At 67.1% G+C, this 18,453-nt stretch carries 20 protein-coding genes and 1 tRNA gene; 14 read left to right on the top strand and 7 right to left on the bottom strand.

Annotated elements, in window-relative coordinates; all coding sequences use genetic code 11:
• Positions 1-22: 22 nt before the first annotated feature.
• Positions 23-721 carry a Crp/Fnr family transcriptional regulator gene (locus tag Q8K49_RS03475; RefSeq protein ID WP_305304199.1) on the bottom strand — a complete coding sequence of 233 codons (699 nt, stop codon included), beginning with the start codon at positions 719-721 and terminating at the stop codon, positions 23-25.
• A gap of 123 nt (positions 722-844) precedes the next feature.
• Here Q8K49_RS03475 and Q8K49_RS03480 point away from each other — a divergent pair, with 123 nt between their 5' ends.
• Both Q8K49_RS03480 and Q8K49_RS03485 read left to right on the top strand, forming a co-directional pair.
• The gene (locus tag Q8K49_RS03480) at positions 845-1,144 is read left to right on the top strand and encodes a 4a-hydroxytetrahydrobiopterin dehydratase (protein WP_305304094.1); all 300 of its coding nucleotides are present in this window, start codon (positions 845-847) and stop codon (positions 1,142-1,144) included.
• Positions 1,144-1,926 (top strand): SDR family oxidoreductase, encoded by a 783-nt coding sequence (locus Q8K49_RS03485; RefSeq protein WP_305304095.1) that lies wholly within the window; start codon positions 1,144-1,146, stop codon positions 1,924-1,926. The genes Q8K49_RS03480 and Q8K49_RS03485 overlap by 1 nt, the downstream gene beginning before the upstream one ends.
• A gap of 169 nt (positions 1,927-2,095) precedes the next feature.
• Here Q8K49_RS03485 and Q8K49_RS03490 read toward each other — a convergent pair whose 3' ends face one another.
• Positions 2,096-3,403: a hypothetical protein gene (locus Q8K49_RS03490; RefSeq protein ID WP_305304096.1), complete on the bottom strand. Its 1,308-nt coding sequence runs from the start codon at positions 3,401-3,403 to the stop codon at positions 2,096-2,098.
• Between the two features lie 161 nt (positions 3,404-3,564).
• Between Q8K49_RS03490 and Q8K49_RS03495 the strand changes: the two genes are divergently transcribed.
• The 5 genes from Q8K49_RS03495 (at position 3,565) to Q8K49_RS03515 (ending at position 5,818) form a co-directional block, all read left to right on the top strand.
• Positions 3,565-3,641, top strand: a tRNA-Arg gene (locus tag Q8K49_RS03495).
• A gap of 28 nt (positions 3,642-3,669) precedes the next feature.
• Positions 3,670-4,098, top strand: a complete 429-nt coding sequence (locus Q8K49_RS03500) for an acyl-CoA thioesterase (RefSeq protein WP_305304098.1) — start codon at positions 3,670-3,672, stop codon at positions 4,096-4,098.
• Between the two features lie 57 nt (positions 4,099-4,155).
• Entirely contained in the window at positions 4,156-4,737 is a 582-nt protein-coding gene (gene def, locus Q8K49_RS03505) for a peptide deformylase (protein ID WP_305304099.1), read from the top strand.
• Positions 4,737-4,976, top strand: a complete 240-nt coding sequence (locus Q8K49_RS03510; RefSeq protein WP_305304100.1) for a hypothetical protein — start codon at positions 4,737-4,739, stop codon at positions 4,974-4,976. Before def ends, Q8K49_RS03510 begins: the two co-directional genes overlap by 1 nt.
• A gap of 95 nt (positions 4,977-5,071) precedes the next feature.
• Positions 5,072-5,818: a M48 family metallopeptidase gene (locus Q8K49_RS03515; protein WP_305304102.1), complete on the top strand. Its 747-nt coding sequence runs from the start codon at positions 5,072-5,074 to the stop codon at positions 5,816-5,818.
• Between the two features lie 810 nt (positions 5,819-6,628).
• On the opposite strand, the gene Q8K49_RS03520 is transcribed toward Q8K49_RS03515, so the two are convergent.
• Entirely contained in the window at positions 6,629-6,919 is a 291-nt protein-coding gene (locus tag Q8K49_RS03520) for a YdeI/OmpD-associated family protein (protein ID WP_305304103.1), read from the bottom strand.
• A gap of 149 nt (positions 6,920-7,068) precedes the next feature.
• Between Q8K49_RS03520 and fmt the strand changes: the two genes are divergently transcribed.
• The 5 genes from fmt (at position 7,069) to dinD (ending at position 14,788) form a co-directional block, all read left to right on the top strand.
• Entirely contained in the window at positions 7,069-7,995 is a 927-nt protein-coding gene (gene fmt, locus Q8K49_RS03525; protein ID WP_305304104.1) for a methionyl-tRNA formyltransferase, read from the top strand.
• Positions 7,995-8,732: a tRNA pseudouridine(38-40) synthase TruA gene (truA, locus tag Q8K49_RS03530; protein ID WP_305304105.1), complete on the top strand. Its 738-nt coding sequence runs from the start codon at positions 7,995-7,997 to the stop codon at positions 8,730-8,732. Before fmt ends, truA begins: the two co-directional genes overlap by 1 nt.
• 502 nt (positions 8,733-9,234) lie before the next feature.
• On the top strand, positions 9,235-10,896 hold the full coding sequence (locus Q8K49_RS03540; RefSeq protein WP_305304106.1) for a thiamine pyrophosphate-binding protein: 1,662 nt from the start codon (positions 9,235-9,237) through the stop codon (positions 10,894-10,896).
• Between the two features lie 40 nt (positions 10,897-10,936).
• Positions 10,937-13,843 (top strand): DNA polymerase I, encoded by a 2,907-nt coding sequence (polA, locus tag Q8K49_RS03545; protein WP_305304108.1) that lies wholly within the window; start codon positions 10,937-10,939, stop codon positions 13,841-13,843.
• 96 nt (positions 13,844-13,939) lie between these two features.
• Complete coding sequence (dinD, locus tag Q8K49_RS03550) at positions 13,940-14,788, top strand: DNA damage-inducible protein D (protein ID WP_305304109.1); 849 nt, start codon at positions 13,940-13,942, stop codon at positions 14,786-14,788.
• Between the two features lie 59 nt (positions 14,789-14,847).
• On the opposite strand, the gene Q8K49_RS03555 is transcribed toward dinD, so the two are convergent.
• The 3 genes from Q8K49_RS03555 to Q8K49_RS03565 all read right to left on the bottom strand — a co-directional run bounded on the left by Q8K49_RS03555 (position 14,848) and on the right by Q8K49_RS03565 (position 16,885).
• On the bottom strand, positions 14,848-16,152 hold the full coding sequence (locus Q8K49_RS03555) for a hypothetical protein (protein ID WP_305304110.1): 1,305 nt from the start codon (positions 16,150-16,152) through the stop codon (positions 14,848-14,850).
• Complete coding sequence (locus tag Q8K49_RS03560) at positions 16,149-16,472, bottom strand: hypothetical protein (RefSeq protein ID WP_305304112.1); 324 nt, start codon at positions 16,470-16,472, stop codon at positions 16,149-16,151. Before Q8K49_RS03560 ends, Q8K49_RS03555 begins: the two co-directional genes overlap by 4 nt.
• A gap of 110 nt (positions 16,473-16,582) precedes the next feature.
• Positions 16,583-16,885, bottom strand: a complete 303-nt coding sequence (locus Q8K49_RS03565; protein WP_305304113.1) for a DUF2604 domain-containing protein — start codon at positions 16,883-16,885, stop codon at positions 16,583-16,585.
• Between the two features lie 139 nt (positions 16,886-17,024).
• Here Q8K49_RS03565 and Q8K49_RS03570 point away from each other — a divergent pair, with 139 nt between their 5' ends.
• Positions 17,025-17,381 (top strand): helix-turn-helix domain-containing protein, encoded by a 357-nt coding sequence (locus tag Q8K49_RS03570; protein WP_305304114.1) that lies wholly within the window; start codon positions 17,025-17,027, stop codon positions 17,379-17,381.
• A 232-nt stretch (positions 17,382-17,613) separates the two neighbouring features.
• The gene (locus Q8K49_RS14815) at positions 17,614-17,931 is read left to right on the top strand and encodes an ImmA/IrrE family metallo-endopeptidase (RefSeq protein ID WP_370867723.1); all 318 of its coding nucleotides are present in this window, start codon (positions 17,614-17,616) and stop codon (positions 17,929-17,931) included.
• On the opposite strand, the gene Q8K49_RS03575 is transcribed toward Q8K49_RS14815, so the two are convergent.
• Complete coding sequence (locus Q8K49_RS03575) at positions 17,844-18,146, bottom strand: hypothetical protein (RefSeq protein WP_305304116.1); 303 nt, start codon at positions 18,144-18,146, stop codon at positions 17,844-17,846. The two genes, Q8K49_RS14815 and Q8K49_RS03575, sit on opposite strands and share 88 nt — an antisense overlap.
• Positions 18,147-18,453 lie beyond the last annotated feature (307 nt).

Consider the following 18,453-nt stretch of genomic DNA (forward strand, 5'->3'; position numbering starts at 1 on the left):
GCGTGGTCGCGGTTCAGGGCTCTCAATGAGTCCCTGTCCGGGGCCGCGGCACGCCGAGATCCTTCATCAGGCTCCGGATCGCGCCATAGCAACCGCAGGCGGCGGCTTCCAACGCCTTGCGGTCAGTGACCTCGACCCAGCCGCGACCGCGGCGGATCAGCCCCTTGTCGACCAGCAGCGTCCCCACCTCGGACACCGTCGCGCGTCGCACGCCCAGCATCCCGGCGATGTCCGCCTGGGTCAGGACGAAGCGGTCGCTCCCGGCGCGATCGTGGATGGTCAGCAACCAGCGCGCCAGCCGCTCGTCCAGCCGATGCTGTGCGTTGCAGGCCGCGGTTTGCTGCACCTGGGCGAACAGGCTTTCGGTGAATTTGGCCAGCGCCATCCGCATCGGCTCGCTGTCGTGCAGGGCGTCGGCGAAGACGTCCGCGGGACAGCAGGCCGAAACGCCCTCGACCTGGGCGATGGCCCGGCTGGCGGCGCGGCCGTTCATCGGCCCGCAAGTGACGCCGACCAGACCTTCCCGGCCGATGGCGGCGGTCTCGATCATCCGGTCGTTGTCGAGGATGGTCATCAGCGACACCACCCCGCTCATCGGGAACCAGACCTCCTCGACCGCCTCGCCGGCGTCGTACAGCATCTGGCCTTGTTCGAAGGGCCGCTCATGCAGATGGGGTTCGATCCGCCGCCGATCGGCGGGGCCGAGGGCGGCGATCCACATATTGTCCAAGGCGGACTCCCGTCATGAAGGTGACGCCCGGTAACGCCCAAGCTTCACCGCGCGTTCCGTACCGCTTGTGGAGGCTCGACGGGCGCGATACGGCGAAGGATGCAGGAGGACGCCATGGCCGACCGGATTGACGTTACGGAAGCTCTGAAAGGCCTGCCGCTGTGGCGCGCGCATGAGGGCGACCGCGCCGCGATCATCCGCAACCTGACCTTCGCCGACTTCAACGCCGCCTTCGGCTTCATGACCCGCGTCGCCCTTCTGGCCGACAAGGTCGACCATCATCCCGAGTGGTCGAACGTCTACAACCGGGTCGAGGTGCTGCTCACCACCCACGACGCCGGCGGCGTCACCGACAGGGATATCCGGATGGCCCGCTTTATCGACGAAGCGGCCGGCGCGATGGGAGCGAAGTGATGGCGGGACGGGTCGCGGGCAAACAGGCCCTGATCACCGGCGCGGCCGGAGGGCTGGGCGAGGCCATGGCCTGGATGCTGGCGCGCGAGGGCGCGAAGGTGGCGGTCACGGATATCAACGGCGGAGGCGCCGATGCCCTCGCCGACGCCATCAACGCCGAGGTCCCCGGCTCGACCCTCGCCTTCCAGCACGACGTCGCCAAAGAGGACCAGTGGGTCTCGGTCATCGACCGCGCCGTAAGGGCGATGGGCGGCCTGTCCATCCTGATCAACAACGCCGGCGTCGGCGACGTCCTCACCTTCGTCGAGCAGGATACGATCGTCTCCTGGCAGCGTCAGTTCGAGATCAACCTGCTGTCGATCATGCTGGGCTGCAAACACGCCATGCCGCACCTGCGCGCTGCTGCGCCGGCTTCGATCGTCAACATCTCGTCGATCGCGGGGCTCGCCGCCGCACCGGGCATGGGCGCCTACAACGCCACCAAGGCGGGCGTGTGGATGTATTCCAAGACGGTCGCGCTCGAGGCCGCCAGGATGGACTGGAACGTGCGCTGCAACTCGGTCCATCCGGTCTTCATCAAGACCCCGATCCTCGATCCCTTCATCGCCATGGCCGGCGGCGACGAGGCCAAGGCCCACGAACGCCTCAGCCGAGGCATCCCCCTGAAGCGGATCGGCGAGCCCGACGACGTGGCCTACTGCGTCCTCTATCTCGCCTCCGACGAGTCGAAATTCGTCACCGGCGCCGAGTTCAAGATCGACGGGGGAATGCTGGCGCAGTGAGCAGGCCTGTCTCCTCCCCGTTCGCGCTTGCGAATGGGGAGGGGGACCGCGAAGCGGTGGAGGGGCTCTGTCCGCCACACGGACGAGACTCGCCTCCGCAACCCCTCCGTCGCGGCGCGAAGGCGCGCCGCGCTACCTCCCGATCGCTGCGCGACAGGGAGGAGACACGTCAGTCCAGGTCAGCGGGCAGTATCTGGCTCGACAGCAGCCGCTCCATCCCCTCCCACCGGTCCGGTCCCTGCCGTTCGACCCAGGCCTGCACGACATCGCGGCCGAGGCCGTAGTTGATGATGTAGCTGCGGTAGGTGTCGATGAAGCGCAGCCGCTGGGTCGCCCTGGCCTCGTCGGCCAGGGTGTACCGCATCAGCCGCCGGATCGCCTCGGCCCGCTCGATCCGCCCCGCCAGCCAGTCGTCGGCGATGGTGTATTCCGCCCGCGCCAGACGACGCTGCAGCGCGCCCAGCCTCGCCTTCTTGTCCGCCGTCGCCGGGTCGAGACCGGCCAGCGGGAACAGCACCTCGCGCTCGAACCGCGTGCCCTCGTCGCCCGGAAAGGCCAGGTCGATGCCATAGTTGGCGCTGCCCTCGGCCACGAAGGACATGGGCGAGAACAGCGGATAGACGCTCATCTCGACCCAGCCGCGCTCGCGCACGAAGGTCTGTTCCAGCAGGGCGTTATAGACGTGGTGGCCCGGATAGGCCTCGTGGCAGCCCAGATCGATGGCCCGTTCCGTATAGATCGGCAGGTCTGCGTTGATCTCGATCCGGCTGGCCGCGTCGCCGAGATAATAGTTGTACCCCGACCACGGCTTGTCGCTGACGAAGCTGAGGGTGAACCGTTCATTGGCCGGCAGACCGATGTGGCGCACCGTCCGCGCGCGGCATTCGGCGATGGCGGCGTCCATCACGACCTGCAGCCGATCCTTCGGAATGACATAGTGCGACTTGAAGGCCGTGACCCGCTCGGTCAGCGAACCCTCGCCCGGCAGCAGGGCGTCGATCTCGGCCAGGACGGGCTCAAAGCTTTCCAGCGGCCGCAGCTCGGGCCGGATGCCGAACAGGGCCTCGGCCTCGTCCGCGAAACTCGTCGTCTCGCCCGACAGCATCCTCAGCCGCGCCGAGGCCGCCGAGACGTGGGCGCTCAGATATTTGCGCCGCTGGATCTCTGCGGGGGTCGTTCCAGACGGGCCGTTGCGGTCCAGATCGGCCAGCCGGCTGGACAGATAGGCGGCGCGCTGGATCAACTGGGCCGCGGTTTCGGTCTCCGCCTTCGCCGCCGCCTGCCACTCCGCCGGCCCGTAGTAGGCATCGACATACCCCGGCTCCAGCTCGCCGATGTCGAGGATCAGAAGGACGTAGGATTCAGCGATGGAATCGAGGCTGTCCGGCGCGACGCCCGGATGGCCGGTGGTGACATCGTCCGGCGCCGTGGCGCAAGCGCCCACAAGCATCAGCAGACCGAACAGAAAGGCGCGCATCGGGACCTCCATCATCGAAGCGGGACGCACGCTAGATCACAACGCGCCAGTCCGAACCTTACAAATCTTCCAGAACGCCATCCGGTTCAGTCGGCGCATTCGGGATTGAGGGCGGGCCGCTCCTGCTGTAAGGCCCTTCGTCCGGCGTTTCGCCGCCAGACGCACCCGTAGCTCAGCTGGATAGAGTACTGCCCTCCGAAGGCAGGGGTCACAGGTTCGAATCCTGTCGGGTGCGCCATTTTTCCTTCCCTGAACCGGAGCCGCGCGTGACCGACGCCCTTCCGACCCTGCCCCAAGGCCAGCCCCAAGGCCATCCCCTGGGCCAGCCCGCCGGGCGCGTCATCGCCATGCCCGCCGACACCAATCCAGAGGGCGACATCTTCGGCGGCTGGCTGCTGGCGCACATGGATCTGGCCGGCGCGACCCCGGCCTTCCAACTCGCCCAGGGGCGCTGCGTCACCATCGCCCTGGACGGCATGGTCTTCCTTCAGCCCGTCTCGGTCGGCGACGAGGTCTCGATCTACGCCCGCGTGCTCAAGACCGGCCGCACCTCGATCCGGGTCCATGTCGAGGCCTGGAAACGGCCGCGTGATCACGCCGAGGCGGCCTCGGTCCGCGTCACCGAGGGCGTCTTCACCTATGTCTCGATCGACAACAACCGCAAGCCGCGACCCCTGCCCGGGGCCGCCGCATAACCCGGTGCGACGCCGGGGAATCTTGACCTTTGGGGTCCGCCGCCCTACCTCGCGGGCATGGCCGTCCGTCGCATCCTCACCATCGACAACGCCGCCGACCTGGCGGTGCTGAAGCAGATCTCCACCCCGGTCGAAGGGCCGGTGACCGCCGACCTGCGCCGGCTGATGGATGACATGCTGGAGACGATGTACGCCGCGCCGGGCATCGGCCTGGCCGCCGTTCAGATCGGCGACGTCCGGCGGGTCATCGTCATGGACCTCAACGACGCTGTCCTCGAGGGTGACGTCCAGGACGCCGAAGCCGACGAAAGTGAGGAGGCGCAGATCGCGCGCCGCAACCCGCGCTACTACGTCAACCCGGAGATCGTCTGGGCCTCGGACGAGCTGTTCACCTACGAAGAAGGCTGCCTGTCGGTGCCCGAATATTTCGACAGCGTCGAACGTCCCGCCCGCGTCCGCCTGCGCTACATGAACTATGCCGGCGAGACCGTCGAGGAAGAGGCCGAGGGCCTCTATGCCGTCTGCATCCAGCACGAGATGGACCACCTCGAAGGCGTCCTGTTCATCGACCACCTGTCCAGGCTGAAGCGCGACCGCGCCGTGGCCAGGGTCAAGAAGAACGCAAGGCTGGCCGCCTGATGGCCAGAATCGCAACACGCCTGAAACGAGGCCGCGACCGCATCATCGACCCGCAGGGCCGCCGCCGTCTGACGCACAATGAAAAGATCGGCCTCGGCAGCGTCGCCGTGCTGATCGGCGTCGCGGCGGTCGGTGTGATCGCCGGCGTGCTGCTCGACCGGATGCTGGACTTCGACGACGCCCTTGATGCGGGCGGCGAGTGGGACGAAGGCGGCGGCGTTCACACGCGCTGGGACTGAGGTTCGTCGGACGACCGGGACAGAGCGGGCGCCGTGACGGAGCCTTTCCTCGTCCTCGTGCGTTTGGCGACGGTCAAGCTGATCCGGAGCCCGCCATGAACCGCCTCGCCACCGTCGCCGTCGCCGCCGTCGCCGCCCTGTCGGCCTCCGCCTGCGCCTACAACGAGACCCTGGGTCGCAATCAGTTGCTGATCGTCGACGATTCCGCGCTGACGCAGCAGGCCGATGCCGCCTGGGCCCAGGCCCTGCGGACCCAGCCGCTGTCCCGGGACGCCGCCGCCAACGCCCGTATCCGGCGCGTCGGTGAGCGGATCGTGCAGGCCGCCGGCCTCACGGACCGGAGCTGGGACTACGCCCTGTTCGTCAGCGACAGCCCGAACGCTTTCGTTCTTCCCTCCGGCAAGATCGGCGTGACCACCGGCCTGCTGGCGCTGGTCCGCAACGACGATCAGCTGGCCACGGTGCTGGGCCATGAGATCGGCCACGTCGTCGCCCGCCACGCCGCCGAGCGCTATTCGACCAACGCCCTCACCAGCGTGGCGCTCAGCGGGGTGCAGAGCGCCGCCGGCGACTACAGCCGCGCGGCCGGCGCCATTGGCGGCCTGGGGGCCCAGCTTGGCCTGCTGCTGCCATTCTCCCGCAACCACGAGCTGGAAGCCGACCGGATCGGCGTCGACTACCTGCAGCGGGCCGGTTACAGGCCTTCCGAGGCCGTGGCCCTGTGGCGATTGATGGGTCAGCAGCGCCAGACGCGGAATCCGGAGTTCGCGTCCACCCACCCGTCCGATTCAACACGGATCGCGGCGCTGGAGCAGTACATCGCCAGCCGCGGCTGGGCGTAGGCGGGAGTCTGGGCGAGCGGAGGGCGTCTCCGTCATCTGGCCGAGAGCTGAGGTCGGGCCACGGTCACGGGCGCGGCTTGCCCGCCTGCCGGCCGGCGGCGCACCAGAAAGACGACGCCCTTCATGTCCGCTATGGGTGGGAAGCGGACACACATGCTTCGCCGTACTCACGCCGCGTGCCCCGGAGAGACCAGCGTTCTGTCCATCTTGGCAACTGCCCCTTGTGTGGTAGAACAGCGATCTACGATCGCCACGCTGTCAAAGAGGTCAATATGTCCCGAATAATTGCAATCGTCGCAGCGGTAGTCGCAGCATCTCTAGGTTCCCCCTCGTCCGCGACGGTAGCAACCGTGCAGGACGCTACTAGGCCAAACGCTCCTAGCCAACCGACTGCCAATCCTGAGAGTGCGAACCCGGCACAATATGTCCCCAATTATTATCAGAACCGATTGGCAGGGACTGCTTCTCTCCAGGAACCTGCGACCAGTGCGAGAAACGCGCCGGCACTAATCAGACTTGATAGGGTAACGACTGCCCGAGTTTGCAACTCCCGAGGCGGCACAGTTGTGGCAGTTGACCGGGTTCGACACTGCCGCCTGCCCGCAGGTATCACCGCCATGGACGACTGGGAGGCCCCTATTCAATAGGCGGAGAGTTGGGCGGACTGTTCAAGTTCCAAACGATACCCCGCTCGGCCACAGGGATGGTCCGCTTTGGGTCGTGAGCCGACTGGCGCCTGAGTCCGGCAAGCGGACATTAAGCCGTTGAAGAACAAGTTGCAGACCTCCGCCCAGCGTCGGTGGACAGCCCTCAGCCAGTCGGCGTGGCGACACGCCGCGAGGACTGTTTTTCGCGATGCGGACAACCCGGCCAGCAGCACGGTCGGCGTTTCCCCGCCTTCAAATCGGAACACGTCCGTTCCAGATGTTTGCGCCGGGTTCCGGCCGTTTTCACGGACTCGATCCAGCAGATCCATTCATTGCGCGCGAGCGGGGTTATGTCCTGCCATTTGGAGAGCGCCGCGCTGTCGGACAAAAGCATGTCGCACAGGTCCGGGGGCACCTCGTGCACCACGCCGGCGCTGATGGTCGTCTCAACCATGCGGTTCGCTCCTGTCCCGTCAGTCGAACCTACCGGTCCCGGTCCGGCTTCTGCAACGGCTCGGTCGACGACCGCTCCAAGCCGGCTGGAGCGCCTCCCTGTCATAGCCTCGCCTTGTCCCCGTCCCGCGCATAGGGCAAAGCGCCGGGATGCGCCTCGCCTTCATGGGAACACCGGATTTCGCCGTGCCGTCGCTGGCCGAGCTGATCGCCTCGGGCCATGAGATCGTGGCGGTCTATTCCCAGCCGCCGAAACCCCGCGGCCGCGGCCAGAAGCTGACCCCCTCGCCGGTGCACGCCTTCGCCGGGACCATGGGCCTGCCGGTCTTCACCCCGACCTCGATGAAGTCCCCGGACGCCATTGAAACGTTCCGCGGCCTCGAGGTCGACGCCGCCTGCGTCGTCGCCTACGGCCAGATCCTCAAGGCCGAGGTGCTGGACGCCCCCCGGCTCGGCTGTTTCAACCTGCATGGCTCGCTGCTTCCCCGCTGGCGCGGCGCCGCCCCGATCCAGCGCGCCATCATGGCCGGCGACCGCCAGACCGCCGTCCAGATCATACGCATGTCCGAAGGTCTGGACGAGGGACCGATCCTGCTCTCCGAAATCCTCGACATCCGCGAGGATGATACCGCCGCCAGCCTCGGCGAACGTATGTCCCACACCGGGGCCAGCCTGTGGCCACGCGCCCTGGCCGCCATCGAGCGCGGCGCGGTCGAGGGCACGCCGCAGTCGGGCGAGCCGACCTATGCAAGGAAGATCACCCCGGCCGAGGCCCGGATCGACTGGTCCCGCCCTGCCGCCGAGGTGGACGCCCACATTCGCGGCCTTTCGCCCTTCCCCGGCGCCTGGTTCGAGGTGGCCGGGGATGACGGGCCGGTGCGGATCAAGGCCCTGATGTCACGGGTGTCCGGGCCCGGCTCCGGCGCCCCGGGCGAGGTTCTGGACGACGGTCTGCGTGTGGCCTGCGGCGACGGCATGGTGCGGCTGTTGAGGGTCCAGCGGGCCGGTAAGGCGGCGCAGACCGATGACGAGATGCTGCGGGGCTTTCCGCTCCCCCCCGGAACGGTGCTGGGCTGATGCCACGCTACCGGCTGACGCTCGAGTATGACGGCTCCGGCTACAACGGCTTCCAGGCCCAGACCGACCAGTCGACGGTTCAGGGCGCGGTCGAGACGGCCATCACCGCCTTCTGCGGCGAGACCGTGCGCCTTGCGGCGGCCGGACGGACCGACACCGGCGTCCACGCCACCGGTCAGGTCATCAGTCTGGATCTCGAAAAGGACTGGCCGGCGCGGACGGTGATGAACGCCCTCAACGCCCATCTGATCGGCGAAGCGATCTCGGTGCTGGACTGCATCGGCGTCGACGGCGACTGGCATGCCCGTTTCTCGGCGACGGGACGGCGCTACCTGTATCGCATCCTCACCCGCCCCGGACCGCCGGCGCTCGACGCCGGTCGGGTCTGGCACATGCGCAAGCCGCTGGACGCCGACGCCATGCAAGCCGCGGCGCAGAGCCTCGTCGGCCTGCACGACTTCACCACCTTCCGCGATGTGAACTGCCAGTCGAAATCGCCCGAAAAGACTCTCGACGTGGCGGATGTCCGGCGCGTCGGCGACGAGGTGCATCTGGTGTTCGAGGCGCGCAGCTTCCTGCACCGGCAGGTGCGATCGATGACGGGGACCCTGGCTGAGGTCGGACTGGGCCGGTGGGAGATCGGGGATGTGGCGGCGGCGCTGGCCGCGCGTGATCGCTCGGCCTGCGGACCCGTGGCGCCGTCCACGGGGCTCTATCTGACGGGCGTCAGCTACTGACGGGGCCCCGCGGGCCGCAAGCGCCAGCGGGTTCATCACAATGGGCACAACGAAGGTCACAACGGACACCACGGGACGGGAACGGCGGACAAGGCCGCACCCTCCCTCAAGTTCACGCGTCTTCGACGCACAGAAGTACGCCTAGGGCGTCAGCCTCAAGGCGGCGAAGCCGCAATCGATGGCTGACGAGGCGAAGACTCCGATCTCCGAACCACCTCAGATCCCGTTGTGTCCGTTGTGACCTTCGTTGTGCTCGTTGTGATGAACCGACCCTCGCGGACGCAAGAGAACGGAGGGCGGGTCAGATCACGGGACGAAGAGCTGGTTCTTGGCGCTCTCGGCGCCGCTGGTCACGGCCTGGCCGGCGGCGCGGACGTCGCGGCCTATGCCCGGGATGGTGTTGCAACGTCTCTTGGCAGCACTGAAGCCCGGGCGATGAACGTGAAGCGTAGCGGCGGGGTTGCATGGCCAAGCCGGGGTCTGATCTGCTAACCCCCGCCCCATGAGCCAGCCCGCGAACACCGCCGCCCGCCGCATCGTCGAAACCCTCGTCATGAACGGCATCGACCGCGTCTTCTGCGTACCGGGCGAAAGCTATCTGGCCGTCCTCGACGCCCTCGCGGATGTTCGGGACAAGATTCAGGTCATCGCCTGCCGCCACGAAGCGGGCGCCGCCAACATGGCCGAGGCCTATGGCAAGCTGACCGGCAAGCCCGGCGTCTGCATGGTCACGCGCGGACCGGGTGCCACCCACGCCTCCATCGGGGTGCATACAGCGCATCAGGACTCTACCCCGATGATCCTGTTCGTCGGCCAGATCGCCCTGACCGACCGCGGCCGCGGCGCCTTCCAGGAGGTCGACTACCGCGAGGTCTTCGGCGGCCTGGCCAAATGGGCGACCGAGATCGAAAGCCCGGAGCGTACCGTCGAAGTGGTCGAGCGCGCCTTCGCCACCGCGCTTCAGGGACGGATGGGCCCGGTCGTCATCGCCCTGCCCGAAGACATCCTGCATTCCGACGGGGGCCCGGCGCCGATCCGGCCCGTGACCCCCGCGAAGGCGGCGCTGGACCCGGCCTTCGTCGAACAGGTGCGGGCGCGGCTGGCGAGGGCCGAGCGTCCCCTGCTGGTGCTGGGCGGTTCCGGCTGGACCGAGGCGGCGACGGCGGCCATCGGCGACTGGGCCGAGCGGATCGGCCTGCCGGTCGCCCTGTCGTTCCGCCGCAAGGACCTGCTGTCCAACGACCGTTCCAACTACGCCGGCGATCTCGGCCTGGGCTGCAATCCGAAACTGACTGCCCGGGCGAAGAACGCCGACCTGATCCTCGCTATCGGCGCCCGCCTCGGCGAGAACCCGACCCAAGGCTACACCCTGTTCGACCGCGCCCGCACAGCCGAGACCCTGATCCACATCCACCCCGGCGCCGAGGAACTGGGCCGGGTCTGGGCTCCGCTGATGAGCGCGACCGCTGACAACGCCCTCGCCGCCCACGCCCTGTCAATGATCGACCCGGGCCGGGACTGGCCGGGCGAAGCCGCCGCCGCCCATGCTGACTATGAGGCCTTCACCACGCCCGTGCCGGTCACCGGCGCGGTGAACATGAGCGAGGTGATCCGCCATCTGGCCGAGGTCCTGCCGCCGACGGCCATCGTCACCAACGGCGCGGGCAATTTCGCCGCATGGCTGCACCGTTTCCACCGCCACCGCGCCATGCACACCCAGCTGGCCCCGACCTCGGGCGCCATGGGTTACGGCTATCCCGCCGCCATCGCCGCCAAGTCGGTTCACCCCGACCGCGACGTCATCTGCATCGCCGGCGACGGCGACTACCTCATGACCGGCCAGGAGATCGCCACGGCGGTCCAGTACGGGATCAATGTCGTGGTCGTGGTCGTCGACAACGGCACCTACGGCACCATCCGCATGCACCAGGAAGGCCACTATCCGGGCGCCGACCGGGTCATCGCCACCGACCTGAGGAACCCCGACTTCGTCAAATACGCCGAGGCCTTCGGGGCCTTCGGCGTCCGCTGCGAACGCACCGAAGACTTCCCCGCCGCGCTCGCCGCCGCCCGCAACGCGGGCCGCCCCGCCCTTGTTCACCTGATCACCTCGGCGGAGGACATCGCGCCGACCCGCACCATCACCGGTCTGCGGGCGCAGTAGAGGCGGTGACGGCGGCGGCGGCCCCGCCTATGCTCGCGCCATGACCGACGCCGCAGCCGAACAGAACGACCGCCCCCTCACGCAGGACGGCCCCGCCCTGCGGCTGTGGATGATCGACGCCTCGGCCTATATTTTCCGCGCCTATCACGCCCTGCCGCCTCTGACGCGCAAGTCCGACGGCCTGCCGGTGGGGGCGGTGCAGGGCTATTGCAACATGCTGTGGAAGCTGCTGCAGGACATGAAGGGCGCGGACGGCCCGACCCATCTGGTGGCCATCTTCGACCATTCGGAGAAGACGTTCCGCAACGCCCTGTACGACCAGTACAAGGCCAACCGCTCGGCCCCGCCCGAGGATCTGATCCCCCAGTTTCCGCTGGTCCGCGAGGCCACCGCGGCCTTCGGCGTCGCCTGTCTGGAGCTGCCCGGCTATGAGGCCGACGACCTGATCGCCACCTATGCCTGCAAGGCGCGCGACGCCGGCGGCGAGGCCGTCATCGTCTCGTCCGACAAGGACCTGATGCAGCTGATCGGCGGCGGCGTGGTCATGTGGGACCCGATGAAGGACCGCCGCCTGGCCGAGGACGCCGTGATGGAGAAGTTCGGCGTCATGCCGGACAAGATGGTCGATCTTCAGGCCCTGATCGGCGACAGCGTCGACAACGTCCCCGGCGCCCCCGGCATCGGCCCCAAGACCGCCGCCCAGCTGCTGGACGAATACGGCGACCTCGACACGCTTCTGGAACGCGCCGGCGAGATCAAACAGCCCAAGCGCCGCGAGACCCTGATCAATTTCCGCGACCAGATCCTGCTCAGCCGCGAGCTGGTGCGCCTGACCTGCGACGCCCCGGCCCCCGAGCCGATCGACGACTTCCTGGTCCGTCACCCCGACCCGGAGAAGCTGGGCGAGTTTCTCGACCGGATGGAGTTCCGCAGCCTGCGCAACCGCGTCGGCGACGGCAGAGCCACCGCGAAGGAGGGCGCCTCAGCCTTCGTCGCCCGGCCCCGCGCCCCGACCGCCCCCGTCGCCACCCCCCGCTACGGCCAGGTCCCCGCCGCCCCGGCCGAGGCCCAGACCGTCGACACCGACGCCTACCACTGCATCCAGACGCTAGCGGATCTCGACGTCTGGATCGCCCGCGCCACCGAGGCCGGCGTCGTCGGCTTCGACACCGAGACGGATGCCCTCAGCGCCACCCACGCCGGCCTGTGCGGCGTGTCGCTGGCCATCGGCCCCAACGACGCCTGCTATGTGCCCCTGACCCATGAGCATGAGCCGGCCGCCAACGCCGGCGGCCTCGACTTCGGCGGCGAGGCCGAACAGCGCGAGCCCCTGACCCAGATCGTCAAGGCCGAGGCCCTGACCCGACTCAAGCCCCTGCTGGAGAACCCCGGCGTCCTCAAGGTCACCCAGAACGGCAAATACGACCTCGCCGTCATGGCCCAACGCGGCATCCGCGTCGCCCCGATCGACGACACCATGCTGATCTCCTATGTGCTGGAGGGTGGGCTGCACGGCCACGGCATGGACGAGCTGGCGAGGCTGCACCTCGGCCACGAGCCCATCCCGTTCAAGAAGGTGGCCGGGACCGGCAAGGCCCAGAAGTCGTTCAAACACGTCGAGCTGAAACCGGCCACCTGCTACGCCGCCGAGGACGCCGACGTGACCCTGCGCCTCTGGCATATCCTCAAGCCGCGGCTGGCCGAGCAGCATCTGGTCACCGTCTATGAGACGCTGGAACGCGGCATGCCCGCGGTCCTGGCCGACATGGAGCGGGCCGGCGTCCGCGTCGATCCCGACCGCCTCAAACGCCTGTCGTCAGAGTTCGGCCTGCGCATGGCCGAGCTGGAACAGCAGGCGCACGAAATGGCCGGCCGCCCGTTCAACATCGGCTCCCCGCGCCAGATCGGCGACATCCTGTTCGGCGAGATGGCCCTGACCGGCGGCAAGAAAACCGCCTCCGGCCAGTGGGAAACCGGCGCCGCCACGCTCGAGACCCTCGCCCTGACCCACGACCTGCCGCGCGTCCTGCTCGACTGGCGCCAGCTGGCCAAGCTCAAGGGCACCTACACCGACGCCCTGATCGAGGCCGCCGACAAGACCACCGACCGCGTCCACACCAGTTATCAGCTGGCCGCCGCCACCACCGGCCGCCTCGCCTCCTCCGACCCCAATCTGCAGAACATCCCGATCCGCACCGAGACCGGCCGCCAGATCCGCCAGGCCTTCATCGCCGCCCCCGGCCATGTCCTGATCAGCGCCGACTACAGCCAGATCGAGCTGCGCCTGCTGGCCCATATCGGCGACATCCCCGAGCTCAAGCGCGCCTTCGCCGCCGGCATCGACATCCACACCGCCACGGCCAGCGAGATGTTCGGCGTCCCGGTCGACCAGATGGACCCCGAGACCCGCCGCCGCGCCAAGGCGATCAATTTCGGTATCGTCTACGGCATCAGCGCCTTCGGCCTGGCCGCCCAGCTGAACATCGACCAGGGCGAGGCCGGCGCCTACATCAAGACCTATTTCGAGCGCTTCCCCGGCATCCGCACATACATGGACGCCACCAAGGTGCAGGTGCGCGAGACCGGCATGGTCTCGACCGTCTTCGGCCGCCGCATCCACATCCCCGCCATCCACTCAAAGTCGGGGGCCGAGCGCCAGTTCGGCGAACGCGCCGCCATCAACGCCCCCATCCAGGGCGCCGCCGCCGACATCATCCGCCGCGCCATGATGCGGATGTCGGGGGCCCTGACGGACGCCGGCCTCTCCACCCGCATGCTGCTGCAGGTCCACGACGAACTGGTCTTCGAGGCCCCCGAAGCCGAGGCCGAGCGCGCCATCGTGGTGATCAAACGGACCATGGAGGGCGCCGCGGAACCGGCCGTGGCGCTGACGGTGCCGCTGGTGGTGGAGGCTCGGGCGGCGGGGAACTGGGACGAGGCGCATTGATATAGCGGGGCGCTAACGCTCGGCCTGCGGGCGCACTCTGCGTGAGCGCGGAGCGGCGATCCTTGACCCAAGGTTGCTTTTTTGTTCTTCTTCAGAATGACCGGAATCGAGAGCGCAGACCCACACCGCCAATCGTTCGAATCAATCCGCAAGGAAGATGGCGATGCGGAGTATTGGTTTGCTCGCCAGCTCGCGCCTGTGCTGGGCTATCAGGACTACCGAAACTTCCTCGCGGTGGTCGAGAAGGCGCGCATATCCGCCTCTGCGGCGGGTCTTGATCCGGCCGATCATTTCGGTGACGTCACCACAATGATCGATCTGGGCAAAGGTGCCCGGCGAGAGATCAATGACGTCCGCCTGTCGCGCTACGCCTGCTATCTGATCGTCCAGAACGGAGACCCGTCCAAGCCGATCATCGCCGAAGGCCAGACCTATTTCGCCGTCCAGACCCGGCGTCAGGAAATTCAGGACGACCCCGCCTTCGGTGCCTTGTCCGAGGATGAGCGGCGCATGATGCTCAGGCGGGAAATGGCGCATCACAATACGGCGCTGGCCTCGGCCGCCGCCCAAGCGGGCGTGACCTCCGGCCTCGACTACGCGGTGTTCCAGGATCACGGCTATCGCGGACTGTATGGTGGTCTAACCAATCGCGACATCCATGCGCGAAAGGGGCTGAAGAAGAGCCAGAAGATTCTGGACCACATGGGCTCGACCGAACTGGCGGCCAATTTGTTCCGTGCCACTCAGGCGGAGGAGAAGCTGAAACGCGACGGCGCGCGCACCAAGGCCCAAGCGAACGATATCCACCGTGACGTGGGCCGAAAGGTTCGCGCCACGATCGCTGAGCTGGGTGGGGAGATGCCAGAACGACTTCCCACGCCCGGTGCGAGCATCAAGCAGTTGGTGCGCCGCAAGGAGAAGGCGCTGAAGGGCGAGTCAGGGTAAGCTGCATCCTCGAGTGTTCACCGCGATCAGGCTTGGTACCTCTTGGGTATGCCTTGGGGTCAGGCCGCGTTGGCCGTTCGCTGAGCAGCCGCGCAGCAGACAGGGCAGGCGGGATTGGCCATCACCATGTGGTCGTAGTTGCCCTCGGGTCTAAGGGCGAACGCTACAGTCTGCTGCTTTCCGGCCGGGTCGTCAGCCAAATGGCGAAGGAACTGCGCCGTAAGGAGCAGTCCGCCCCAGAAAGAAACGAAAGCGGCGGTCGGGATTGGTCCATCCCCGTCTGTTGCGCTCGGATGAAGACAGCCGACGCACGGGAGGTCGTTTTCGTGAAACGACGACATGGCCATAAACCCGGCCGTGGCCCCGACCCCCAACCATTCGGGATTGAGCCGCTGGACCAACCACCGGGTGGGGATATCGTCAACGCCGACCAGAACATTGGCCGACAGCGGCTCCCGGGCGGCGAGCGCCTCATCGAATCGTTCGGCGATCGGGGTGATCGTCAGGCCGCGCCCAAACGTGGCGAGATCGTCGACTTTGAGACGGTCGAGCCGCGACCGCAGCAACAGCATGTTGCGGTTCAGATTGCTCAGGCCGCTCAGGTCATGGTCGAACACACGCATCCGTCCCGCCACGCCGGGCAGCCGGTGGAGAACATACAGGACCGCGTTGGCTATCGCGCCGCCGCTGATCAAATCGCTGTCAGGCAGGGTCGTCACCAGCGGAGTCTGGGGCGGCGCGAGCGCCACGCTTACGGATTTCGCGGGCGCGTGGGCGACATCAAACGCTATCGGCGCCCGGGCATGGCGCCGCATGCGGCGCATGGCGCCCTTGAACGCCTCGCCGGCCGCAAGCGCCGCCACCGCGAGTCCGCCCATTGGCCATTCGCCGGCTTCCCAATGCTTTCCGTTATCGCCCGGCCCCAAGGTCGCGCTCCAATCCGAGGCGTTCATGGACACCGTCTGGTGAGACTCGATGCCAGGGTCGGCCGAGCCGATGCGAACGACCAGATCCACCGCCCCTTCCGGCGGTCCCCAGCTGTAATCGCGGCCGGGCAACAGGTCCGCACCGGCCTCGGTCAGGCCGCGCCTGAGCGAAGTCCCCGCCAGCGGAGGCTGATGCCCAACCAAGGCGGCTTCGGGCGCCATCAAATGAATCCGATGACCCGACCGCGCCATCAGCAAGGCCGCCGTGATGAAAGCGCTCTGACCCGAATGGGTGGCCAAGGCGTCACCATCCGCAGCCAGAACCACAGAGGGTTGGGTTAAAGCGTCGATCAGTTCATCGTCCGTCACCCGCTCCGACAGACTGTCGCGCATCAGCAGCAGGGTGCGGCCGAGAGCTTCATGCAACGGCGCGGTCATCGGACCACCTCGATGTGGTTGGAAATGGCGACCTCGTTCCAGACGCCTTGATCGTCGATCCGGGCGAGAAAGGCCTCGTCGAAGGTGGCGAGCCCCATGGCGAAGCGAGGAATCACAAGGCTGAGAAAGCCCGGTTGGTGGATAATCGGGAAGGCGTCATCCGTCGCAGAATGATAGGCGGCGCCGGGGTGGGTGTGAATCTGGACCCGAATGCCCAGCCCTTCATCGGCCAAGCGCACCCAGAAATTATGGAGCCAGTCCGGGTCGACCTGAAATCCGACAGGCGAGGCGCTGTGCTGCGGGTGGATGACCTCGGTCACCTCGCTCGGCGCCGACCATGGCCCCACCCAAAGCGCCTGACATTCGCGAACTCCGGCGCCGCAGCGCCGGAGTTGCGCAAAGGTCTGATCGAGGACCAATGCGGGAACCCTCACCCGCACGGCACGCCTCCCGCCACCGCACGCGGCCGCAGCAGGACCCGCGAGCCTTCGACAAGCCCCGCGTCCTTGACGCTCTGGTTCAGCGCCAGTTCCTGTCCCGCCTCGTTGAACAGCAGCGGACCCGCGCCGATACCGAACAGCTGGAGGGCGTCCTGGAGCACGGCCTGAAGCGCCTGGTTGACGCTCACTTCCAACGGCATGGGCGCGCCGTTGTAGATCACCGTGATGGTGATCTTGTTCGGCGGCTTGTCTTTGGGGCCCTTCGACGGGTCATCAGGCTTTTGGGGGCTCATTGTATTTCTCCAAGGACGGGACCGGCGCTGGCCTGGCAGGCCACGCGAATTGCGATGTCGCAATCTGTGAGCTACATAGGATCGAGCCGATGCAATTGCAATATCGCAATCGCATGCGAAATCGCAAAATGGAGATCGCGTGACGACAGACCGATTCAATACGGAGGCTTTTTTCGCCGCCCTCAACACAGCGCGGCTCAGCAGGCAAATGACATGGAAGGAAGTCGCCGAAACCTCAGGCGTGGCGGCCTCGACGCTGTCTCGGATGGGGAGTGGGGCCAAACCTGACGTGAATGGCTTAGCCGCTCTGCTCGATTGGTCGAACCTAAACGCGGAGATGTTCATTCTCCGCACTTCCGATGGCGACAGGCCAGAGCCGGAGTCGCTTGCACGAATCACCGCGCTGCTTCGTGCCGATCCAAAACTGTCCAAAAACAACGCAAAGTTGATGGAAGATATCGTAATCACCACCTACAATCGCTTAAAGGGAACCTAGGTTGGGCTTTCGGCGCGGATTCAAAGCAGAGGCGAACCGGATAGCGATCCGCGTGCGCGAGAAGCTGGGTCTTGCGCCCCACGCTCCGATCGACCCATGGGCGCTCGCGATCTACTTCGAGGTCGAGATTATCCCGCTGAGCCAGCTGGGAGCCGACTGCTCTCGCTTTCTGGGACCTGACGGCTCAAAGTTATCGGCAGTCACCGTTCCTTGCGGGTCACAAACGGCGATTGTGCACAACGATTCCCACCACCTTCACCGACAGCGAAGCAACATCTGCCACGAACTCGCGCATCTATTTCTTGGACACGAAAGCGCACCCCCACTGACCGAGGATGGCGACAGGCACCATGACGGCGACATCGAAGCGGAGGCGAACTTCCTCTCCGGATGCCTGCTGCTCACCAATGAAGGTGCCAATCACGTGCTCAAACACGGCCTTGCCAGTCAAGCTCGGCATACCTACGGCATTAGCCAGCCTATGCTCGAATACCGTCTCAGGGTTAGCGGTGCGACGACAATCCACCGCAGGAGATCGGCGGCCGCGTGATGGCGAATTAGGCGATTGATCCGGTCCCCTTTCCCCAACCCCACCGCCCGCAACTCGATCCCCGCGGCCTGTTGCAGGATGGCGCCGGGGCAGGCGCGTTCGATCTCGGACAGCAGGGTGTTGATGCCGGCGCGGCCGTCGGCGCTGGTCAGGTCGAGGCCCTCCAGAGCCTCAAGCAGGCGGGCGGCGATGGCGTCGGGGTCTTCGGCCGGCATGGAATGCATCCTTCATCTCGAAACCGCCGACCCGGGGTGATCCAGCCGCGCGCGACGGGCAGAGTCAATCGGAACGTTCGCTTTTTGTTCTTTCTAACCACAACGGGGTGCGGCGCTGCCTTGTCATCCCGGCCGAAGCGAAGCGGAGAGCCGGGACGCGACACTCCGCCCCCTCCATCCTCCCGGACAGCCCGCAGGGCTGAGCCGGGAGCAGGGTGGCGACCAGCTCGTCCTCCTGACCCTTGCCCCGGATAGCGGCTGGCGCCGCTTCCGGGCCGGTCACGAGGTTGAGGGCGCCGTCCCGGCT

Source organism: Brevundimonas sp. (genome assembly GCF_030682035.1).
Lineage (GTDB): Bacteria > Pseudomonadota > Alphaproteobacteria > Caulobacterales > Caulobacteraceae > Brevundimonas.